The sequence below is a fragment of the Bacillus sp. 05T22 genome (assembly GCF_056396765.1).
Genome location: NZ_JBFTMC010000162.1, coordinates 1 through 7,058, shown reverse-complemented (window position 1 = coordinate 7,058; position 7,058 = coordinate 1). Strand labels below are relative to the sequence as shown.

Below are 7,058 nucleotides of genomic sequence, written 5' to 3'. Positions count from 1 at the left end.
ATCTTAGGGTTCATTCTATTATTAAATATAAGTGGTATAAAATCYTATGGTATTCATGTTATTTTTAAAGTAAATTCAGATACAAAAGCTAAGCCAGGTTGGTCTTTTTCAAATAAGATAGATTTTCAAACGTTAAAAGGTTTATTAAAAAAGAAAAATTTAAATAATCTCAAAAACATTACACTGGGTGAACTCTTTATTCCTGTAGATTTACTTAATAGATTATTAGGTAAAACACTAATTTTCCTCATTTTATTTTTTTACTCACAGTATTTTGGTTAAATACATTATCAGTTAGTTTCATATATCATTAGATACATGAAACTAACGAAACAAAAAACCGCCTATATAGGCGGTTCTCTTTTACGCTTCCAATTTTGCTACCATTTCATCTAATACATTTTCCTTCAGGTACAAAAACGCTGATTCCTCTTCACTCGTCATTCCTCGATGATTATGTATACCGTCCAGTAAATAACCACTCCGCATCCCCTACGATGTTTCTATAACGCATCTTGTCTTCCTCGTAAACTAACATCATCAGCATCTCTTCGGTACTAGCTATCGTCAGTTGTCTTTCGAACTGATCTACATAAAACACCGAAATGGTATCACTCACTCGATAGATTTCGAATTCGTATGTATGCTTACCTTGTTTGACCTCCACGTTATACCACATTAACTCCTGTCCGCCTGACATTGATATTTCGTATAAGTTCGAATGTGTTTGCACCATTATTAAGCCCTCCCTCCTTTTACGTTTGTTTTTCGCCTTACATGTAAAATTTCAACAGATGGATATTAACCGAGTGTAAAGTGGGTGTGAAGTCTCGATTAAACAAAAAACACCTCCCTTTACGAGGTACTCTATCGCACATAGCATGTACGGTAGGTAAATATACAAGCGCTATGTAATAAATAAAACCGACTCCGATTACTGAACTGCACCCCAATTGTTAGACACAATTAACTATTGGGGTGCAGTTCAGTACAAATCCGGTTTCTTTTTCGTTATAATAGACCCAGCATTTTAAATTATAAACACAAGACCTCTACAGTCGGAATATCCGCTTGGGCCCACTTTAGCTCTAATAAATTATTAACATTAACCCATTTGAGTTCTGCATGTTCAAGTGCTTTAGGCACACCGGACTCTATGTATGCTTTATATGTAGTTAGATGAACAATAATATTCTCATACTCATGCTCAACTTCTTCTATTTTTTCACCTACAGTAATAAAACAACCTAGCTCTTCTTTAATCTCACGTAATAGTGCTTCTTCCGGCGCTTCTCCTTCATCAATTTTCCCACCAGGAAATTCCCAATAGTTAGGTAATGACATTGTAGAAGAACGTAATGCACATAGTATTTCATTTTGTTCATTGAATATTACTGCTCCAACAACCGATACTTTTTTCTTCATCGCTAATCACTTCCTTGATATCGTTTCATTCTTTTGCGTTATCTCATCTTCCCGTTTTATTCTGCTCTAGCTTTTTCTTTAATTTCGCAACATCTTCATTTTTATTTAACACATGTAACTTGCGATGACAATTTGCACATACTCCAACAGTGTTATAAATCGAGTCTTCCCCACCATCCGATAGCCATTTTACATGATGAGCTTCTAAATATGGATTCCCTTATTTATCTTTGAAAGGAGCATGCCGTTCGCACAATTCACATATACCCTGTGCACGCCTCTTAGCCAACTCAGCTACATATTCATTACGCTGATATGTTTTCGTTTTTGTAAATCGTTTGTTACTAATAGATATTACCTTTGTAGCACGGTCCTTTAGTTCTTCATAATTTAATCCTCTTGCTTTTTTCATTTCTTGCTCTTGTCGAATCTGAACAATATTCTGAGGAAGTACTACATTTCTAGCCAATAACTGGATTGGAAAAACCCATACTTTTCTATTGATTCCTTGCGTATCCTCCTGAATCTCTTGAAAAGGTTGCTCTATAAGCTTTACTTGCCCCATAAAGATATGTTTATCTGTTTCAAACGCTTCAAATAAATAAACGCCTACTCCATTTTCATTAGAATCATGTAGAGTCTTGTTTTGATTTCCTTCTAGAACTTAATCCCCTTCTTTCCCCATTCCCCTGTAATATAGTATATCTTCATTCCAACGATCATCGTAAATACCTTTTGTATGATCAGAAAATAATACTAATGTATTTGCCCTTTTAGATTTCCTCATTCCCCCCATATTCCCACATTTGAATCTCTTAGAAATTTCGTTATTATTCTAGATTTAACCGATTACAGATGTTCCGAACGAGAAAGTTCACTACGGTGCGACAGCGCTCCCACTTTTAGGGGGGCGTGTCAATAAACATAACTTTTGGTTATTTGTTGCTTTAAAAATAAAACTGTTAGACAAATGTTGAGAAATATAGAAACTTAATTTCTATTACACTTTATTCCTGCTATCATTATTTATAAGAATATTCGAAAAAGGAGGGGTTTTCATGAATGTCAAAGTTAAGGGGAATGAACAAATTAAAGAACTATTAAATAATTGGTATCAAGAAATACGTTCACGTAATATAAATAATTCTCATCGTTTAAAAGAAGAAATTGATACTCTTATTCCCAATAAAAAGGCAGACTCAAGCTTATTACTCTACTATTACCTGCTAGATTTCGGATATAACTATTTAGTAKATAATTTGAGTATTTCAAAAAATAGTTTTGATAAAATTGAATCCTTTGATATGCCAACTGATAATTCCCTAGCTTACTACTATCATTTTTATAAAGCTATTCATTCTAACGCAATCGGTAATTATAATCTTGCTAAAGAGCACTATGATAAAGCTGAAGTATTACTTAATCACATCTCTGATGAACTTGAACAAGCTGAATTTTACTATAATTTAGCAACATATCATTATCATATTTACCAAGCACTCTTAGCCATAAAGTATGGGACGAAAGCTAGAGATATATTTTCTGAACACACTGGTTATGAACTCAAAACAGCTTATTGCGATAATTTATTAGGTTTAGCTTGTACACATTTAAGAGAATTTGAACTTGCTGAAGAATATTTTATTACGGCAATGGGGACATTCCAAAAGCAAGAAAATGAAAAAGCAATCTTATTAGTTCGTCATAATTTGGGTTTAATGTATGCCAGTCAAAATATTTCTAGTTCAGCAATTCGATATTTATCAGAAGTTGTTGAGAAGAAGCCTCATCATTACAAAGCAATTTTTGTTAAAGCAAAAGAACATGTCAAACTAAAAGAAGAAGAAATTGCATCCCAACTCATCGAAAAAGGGTTAACCATCTGCAATGACTTAGGTAACAAAGAGTATCAATATCGCTTTACAATCCTAAGAGAAATGAACAAAAAATCTCCTGCTGAAAAACTAGAAAAAGGAGTACTAGCAGGAATGGACTACTTTAAAACAGAAAGATTATGGGAGTACGTTCAAGAATATACCGAGGCATTAGCAGTTCAGTTTCATAACGAAGGAAATTTTGAACAAGGAAGCAAATATTTCTATTTAAGTTATGAAGCTAAAAAAGAAATTTTTAAAAAGGAGGCGTTAAAGTGAAAAAAGTATTATTAGGAATGCTGTTGATTACATTTCTAACAGTAAGCACACATACTTCAGTTGGAACTCAAACAGTTACTACTCTTATACAAAGTTTAGCCGACGGTGATACAGGTTGAATTATTAACAAAAAAGAACGCAATCCCAAAAGTGGGAAAGCGTTCTTTTTTATAATCTGGTGCCACCCATTTTTACTCTGATGACATTTTTACTTCTTGTGAGATTGTAAATCATTTTTCAATACATCCCAAAGTGGATTCTCTTGACGTATTGGCCTACCTTCTTCGTCCCATTTTATCTTTCCTGTTCCGAGTTCATAATTCATTCCTGTCCAAGTATCTTCACGAAATGCGTAGAACGATTGATGCCAACCTTTTTGATTGAATATAGAAATAAGGTCTTTCATATATTGAGTGGCTCCTGGAACAGTACGATTAATTCCAAATTCCTCAGCAATAATTCGATTAGATGGTACATGATTTTTCTTAGACCACTGGTGAATAGGATGTAAAAATTTTTCTAACCCCTTTTTATTCCACATAACAGGCTTCTCTAAATCTCCTACTTTTACAATTCCAGGATATTGATACTCTTTATTTTGATTTTCTCGTTGACTTGTTAATTCATATGGCTCATACATATGAAATGCATAAAGTGTTTTATTATCCTTGACGGGTTTCAGATATTTAAAAGCCCAAGGAGTGGCGTATAGACCTGAATCTAATATAATTGGTGTTTCTTTGTCTACTTCACGAATGGAGGTAACGACCTTTTGATAGAATTTATTTAAATCTGCTGTAGTGCCTTCCATTTTTGCATACCATTTCTTATAATCTTCTGTCCAAAAATCATTATATCTATTACTTTTAGCCGTTTCTGGGTGTGGCTCATTGATAATATTGTAACCAACTACAGCTGGATGATCTTTTAATTCTATAGCAAGATCCTTCCAAAATTGGCTTGCTTGTTCTTGATACTTTTCTTCTTCCCAGATTCGATCATCATTTTGATTATGATTAAATTGACGCCAGCGATCACCAGGTAAGGAAAGCATGGTAAGCACAACTTTCATTCCTTGTGCTTGTGCAGCATCTAAATCTGCTTTTAATTTTGCTACATCTTCTTTCACTAGTCCTTGATAGTTATCTGCATTCCCTATGAGAAAATCTTTCCCAGAAGTATCTGGTTTATCTTCAAATAAGAAATCTTTATCTTTCGCCCATTTATCTGGTGCTAAACGAACATATTCAATATTAGCTTCCTTTGCACTTTTGTAGTTTTCAGGTAAGGACATACTATTCATGAAATTCGTACCTCTTCTTTTAGAATTCCAAAAGTCCATTTTAGAATCTACACTTTTGTAAGTTTCCGCTTTCACATGTATTTCTTGCGCTCCAAAGCTCATCATGCCTATTAATGCAACTATGGGTAAGACTTTTTTCATAACTTTTCCTTCTTTCTAATGTTTTTCGTTATACGAATAACATACTTTGTCTTTGTTACAGGAATATGGCATTTTATACTATTAGCAATCTACTCTATTGATTTTATGGGAATATATCTTTCATAGGACTTTAAAGTATTTTATATTACAAACGGTGATTCTTCTGGAAATTAAGATAAAAAACATTCACCTCTCTAATCAATGTGAGCTATTTCCAAACGTTGAAAATTTGTTATACACTAGGAAAATAGCAAGCAAACTATTCAATAGCAGGTGAAAAAATATGTATGATGTTACAATCATCGGTGCTGGAGTAAGCGCTGTTTTTATGGCTTATGCATTAGCCCAAAGCAACAAAAATATCTTAATTCTTGATAAAGGCAAGCCATTAGAATATCGAAATTGTCCTTTAGAACAAGGGGAATTATGTAACTGTAATGCATGTGACAAATATTTTGGTTTTGGTGGTCTAGGAAAATCTGAAGGGAAATTTAATTACACAAACGGGTTTGGAGGGGAACTGGAGAAAAAAATAGGTAAAGAAGTTTTTATGAAACTAATGGATGAAGTAGATAATATCCTATGTCGTTTTGGTGGAAATTCAGTTCTAAAATACTCCACATACAATCCAAACATTACCAAAAGAGCCGAGGCATGTGGTTTACAAATGCTAACAACACAAGTAAGGCATCTAGGCACTACACTTTCGACCGACATTTTTCAGCAACTCTACAAATTTTTACGTGACAAGATAGATATCCAATTTCGTATAAACGTACAACATATTGTTAAACAGAAACAATATTTTAAAATTACTACAAATCAAGGGGTATTTCATTCTAGGCAATTAGTATTTGCAACTGGACGCTCCGGGGCGGATTGGTTAAAAGAAATGTGCTCTTCCCTTGAAATTGCACAGGAGCAGACCCGTGTAGACCTAGGTATTCGAGTAGAGATGAAAGAACATCAATTACGCTCAATATTAAAAGACACATTTGAAACAAAACTCTCTTATCAAGATGACAATTTCACAGCAACTACCTATTGTATGAACCCCAAAGGGCGTATTGTTCGTAAGTATGAAGAAGGTTTAGTTATGCCTGATGGACAAAATTTTCGAGAACAAAGAACCGGAACTTCTAACTTAAATTTCACGTTATTCATCCCACGTTATTTCCCTACTCTGACAGAAGCAAATTTATACGCGAGTACAATTATAAAAGGAATTAACCAAGGACGAGATCGAATTGTTGTACAGCGTTTGGAGGATTTATTGAAGGGACAACCTACCTTGGAAAAGATGATGAAATATAATCATATACAACCTACACTACAGGGGGATTATGGAGATCTTAATAAAGAAATCCCTCCATTATACATTGAAGGACTCAAAGAATTTTTGCTACGTTTAGAACAATTTATCGGAGAACCTATCGATAAGGATACTTTACTATATGGAATTGATGGGAAATTTTATGCTTCTACGATTAAAATCAATGAAAGGTTTGAAACAACTATTACTGGATTGTATTTAATTGGAGATTGTTCAGGTATTACTCATTTATTATCTCAAGCAGCAGCAAGTGGCCTATATGTAGGAAAGTGTTTATCTAATAGCTCTGCACTATAATTATAAAGAATAGTTAATTCTTCATATACAACAAATAACATCATTACTTGACACTCCCACCCCTAAAGGGAATAGTAGGAAAACCTGATGGTCTTATATCATATTCCCGTTTATGATTGTATTCTGTTAATATGTATCCTACTTTTCCTATTAAAAAACCTAATTTCTCAATTGATTGTAGAGAAATTAGGCTTTTTTCATCACTCCATTAAAGTGCCTTATAGTTTAAGAACTTGATTTACTGATTATATCTTTAATCATTCACTTTGAACTACATAGGTATAATTTTTGTTGCAACTGTTTGTTGAAATGCCTTATCATGCTCAACAATAACCATTGTGGAATTAAATTGTTGAATAAGCTCTTCAATCTGCATACGCGAATAAATATCAATAAAATTTAATGG

9 protein-coding genes and 2 pseudogenes are annotated in these 7,058 nt (G+C 33.5%); 4 read left to right on the top strand and 7 right to left on the bottom strand.

Translation table 11 applies throughout. The features are described 5' to 3' along the window. On the top strand, window positions 1-282 hold a 282-nt coding region (locus tag AC1DIT_RS26350; RefSeq protein WP_476998523.1), incomplete at its 5' end, for a hypothetical protein. Window positions 283-454: 172 nt separating this feature from the next. Here AC1DIT_RS26350 and AC1DIT_RS26345 read toward each other — a convergent pair. The 5 genes and pseudogenes from AC1DIT_RS26345 to AC1DIT_RS26325 all read right to left on the bottom strand — a co-directional run bounded on the left by AC1DIT_RS26345 (window position 455) and on the right by AC1DIT_RS26325 (window position 2,248). Then, on the bottom strand, window positions 455-736 hold the full coding sequence (locus AC1DIT_RS26345) for a hypothetical protein (protein WP_016114789.1): 282 nt from the start codon (window positions 734-736) through the stop codon (window positions 455-457). Window positions 737-1,035: 299 nt separating this feature from the next. Further along, window positions 1,036-1,425, bottom strand: a complete 390-nt coding sequence (locus AC1DIT_RS26340; protein ID WP_016114788.1) for a (deoxy)nucleoside triphosphate pyrophosphohydrolase — start codon at window positions 1,423-1,425, stop codon at window positions 1,036-1,038. Window positions 1,426-1,468: 43 nt separating this feature from the next. After that, a pseudogene (locus AC1DIT_RS26335) lies at window positions 1,469-1,591 on the bottom strand (HNH endonuclease); the annotation flags it as partial. 54 nt (window positions 1,592-1,645) lie between these two features. Next, window positions 1,646-1,990: a hypothetical protein gene (locus AC1DIT_RS26330; protein ID WP_016131402.1), complete on the bottom strand. Its 345-nt coding sequence runs from the start codon at window positions 1,988-1,990 to the stop codon at window positions 1,646-1,648. Between the two features lie 99 nt (window positions 1,991-2,089). After that, complete coding sequence (locus AC1DIT_RS26325; protein WP_475647781.1) at window positions 2,090-2,248, bottom strand: restriction endonuclease; 159 nt, start codon at window positions 2,246-2,248, stop codon at window positions 2,090-2,092. Between the two features lie 235 nt (window positions 2,249-2,483). Between AC1DIT_RS26325 and AC1DIT_RS26320 the strand changes: the two genes are divergently transcribed. Continuing rightward, window positions 2,484-3,578, top strand: a complete 1,095-nt coding sequence (locus AC1DIT_RS26320; RefSeq protein ID WP_476998522.1) for a response regulator aspartate phosphatase — start codon at window positions 2,484-2,486, stop codon at window positions 3,576-3,578. Next, window positions 3,575-3,697, top strand: coding sequence for a hypothetical protein (locus AC1DIT_RS26315; protein WP_016114785.1), 123 nt, complete (start codon window positions 3,575-3,577; stop codon window positions 3,695-3,697). Before AC1DIT_RS26320 ends, AC1DIT_RS26315 begins: the two co-directional genes overlap by 4 nt. Before the next feature lie 89 nt (window positions 3,698-3,786). Here AC1DIT_RS26315 and AC1DIT_RS26310 read toward each other — a convergent pair whose 3' ends face one another. Continuing rightward, window positions 3,787-5,022, bottom strand: coding sequence for a glycoside hydrolase family 5 protein (locus tag AC1DIT_RS26310; RefSeq protein ID WP_016114784.1), 1,236 nt, complete (start codon window positions 5,020-5,022; stop codon window positions 3,787-3,789). A 283-nt stretch (window positions 5,023-5,305) separates the two neighbouring features. Between AC1DIT_RS26310 and AC1DIT_RS26305 the strand changes: the two genes are divergently transcribed. Beyond that, window positions 5,306-6,652 carry an NAD(FAD)-utilizing dehydrogenase gene (locus tag AC1DIT_RS26305; protein WP_016132794.1) on the top strand — a complete coding sequence of 449 codons (1,347 nt, stop codon included), beginning with the start codon at window positions 5,306-5,308 and terminating at the stop codon, window positions 6,650-6,652. A 271-nt stretch (window positions 6,653-6,923) separates the two neighbouring features. Here the strand turns inward: AC1DIT_RS26305 and AC1DIT_RS26300 are convergent. After that, window positions 6,924-7,058 (bottom strand): annotated as a pseudogene (locus AC1DIT_RS26300) (ABC transporter ATP-binding protein); the annotation flags it as partial.

Bases quoted from the DNA above. Each gene is read 5' to 3' on its own strand.
- AC1DIT_RS26310 (WP_016114784.1), bottom strand. From the start codon at position 5,022: ATGAAAAAAGTCTTACCCATAGTTGCATTAATAGGCATGATGAGCTTT.
- AC1DIT_RS26330 (WP_016131402.1), bottom strand. From the start codon at position 1,990: ATGGGGCAAGTAAAGCTTATAGAGCAACCTTTTCAAGAGATTCAGGAG.
- AC1DIT_RS26345 (WP_016114789.1), bottom strand. From the start codon at position 736: ATGGTGCAAACACATTCGAACTTATACGAAATATCAATGTCAGGCGGA.
- AC1DIT_RS26305 (WP_016132794.1), top strand. From the start codon at position 5,306: ATGTATGATGTTACAATCATCGGTGCTGGAGTAAGCGCTGTTTTTATG.
- AC1DIT_RS26340 (WP_016114788.1), bottom strand. From the start codon at position 1,425: ATGAAGAAAAAAGTATCGGTTGTTGGAGCAGTAATATTCAATGAACAA.